The organism is Pseudoflavonifractor sp. 60 (assembly GCF_009911645.1).
Lineage (GTDB): Bacteria > Bacillota > Clostridia > Oscillospirales > Oscillospiraceae > Lawsonibacter.
Map to the genome: position 1 here is coordinate 1 of NZ_QWKI01000337.1, position 1,306 is coordinate 1,306.

The 1,306-nt window shown below is 64.0% G+C and carries 1 pseudogene; it reads right to left on the reverse strand.

The features are described 5' to 3' along the window. Window positions 1–1,306 (reverse strand): annotated as a pseudogene (locus tag D1646_RS22260) (hypothetical protein); the annotation flags it as partial.

Sequence of the window (1,306 nt, forward strand, 5' to 3'; positions counted from 1 at the left end):
GGTCGGAGAACCACTGGGCGATGGTCCCGGCGACCTCCTGGATGCCATTCCACATGTCGATAAAAAATTGCTTGATCTCCTCCCAGTGCTCCTTGATGACCACCACCGCCGTGGCCACCGCCGCCACAATGCCCGCAATCACGGCGGCCACCAGGGCGGGGGCCCCCAGGATGACGGCCCCCACGGCGGCGAGGGCGATGCCAAAGAGCATAACAGCCTCCTTGGCCCAGCTGAAGCCCTCGTTCCACATGGAGAAGAAGCTGGAGACGGCCAGCGCCACGCCGCCGATGATAGTACCAATCCCGGCGATGGTCTTGCCGACGGTGGACAGGATGGCGGCGAAGTTGGAGGACAGGAGGGCGCTGACAATCTTCTCAATCACCTTGGAGACCAGCTCCCTGGCCAGCGGCTCAAGGGTTTTGGAAATCACCCCCCTGACCACATGGGCGGCCAGCAGGGCGGCGGCAGCGATCAGCACCGCGGGGTCGGCGTTGGCGATAAAGCCGCCCAGCCCCTCCAGAAAGGCCAGCGCGATCTCTCTGGCCGCCTCCAGGAAGGCTCCAATGGCCCCAGCCCAGTCAATATTGTTCAGAAGCGCCGCGATCTGAGCCCCGATCTGGTGCCAGTCAATGCCCGCCACCGTGTCCTGCATGGCATTGAAGTAGCCAATCACCGTCTGACTGGCGGCCTGGGCCAGCTGGGGCATATCCAGGCCCAGGAGAAAGCCCGCCAGGGTCTCCAGGCCAATCTTGACCCCCTTGAAGAGGAACATTCCAAAAGCGTGCCAGTCAATCTCCGACACGGCCCCATTCACCAGTGCCGCCAGGCTCTGGCCCCAGGCAATCCAGTCGAAGCTGTAAAGGAAGCTCACCAGGAATTGCAGGGCCAGATTCAGCCCCGCCCCCAGGGCTTGGCCCAGCTGGTACCAGTCAATCTGGGCCACCAGGTGGTTGAAGGCGTCCGCCAGGTCCCGGCCCAGTTGCTGCACTCTCTCCAGCACGCCGGGGAAGGTGAACATGTCGTATACCTTCTTAGAAAAATCGTTCAGCCAGGCGGCAAAATCTCCGAAGGCCGTCTTCAGCTTGGGGACGCCGTCCAGCATCAGATCCAGGAAGGAGCGGAACGCCTCGCCCCAGGAGGAGAAGGGGGGCTCCTCCGGCTCCGGGAGCTCCGAAAGGTCCGGGACCGCAATGCCGCCCACGTCCATCCCCGCCCCGCCGCCAATCCCACCGGCGCTCTCCGCCGCGTCCCCGGCCAGCTGGTTGATTTCGTCGAAGCCGGCCAGGGACTTCTGCTGGGCCTTGTT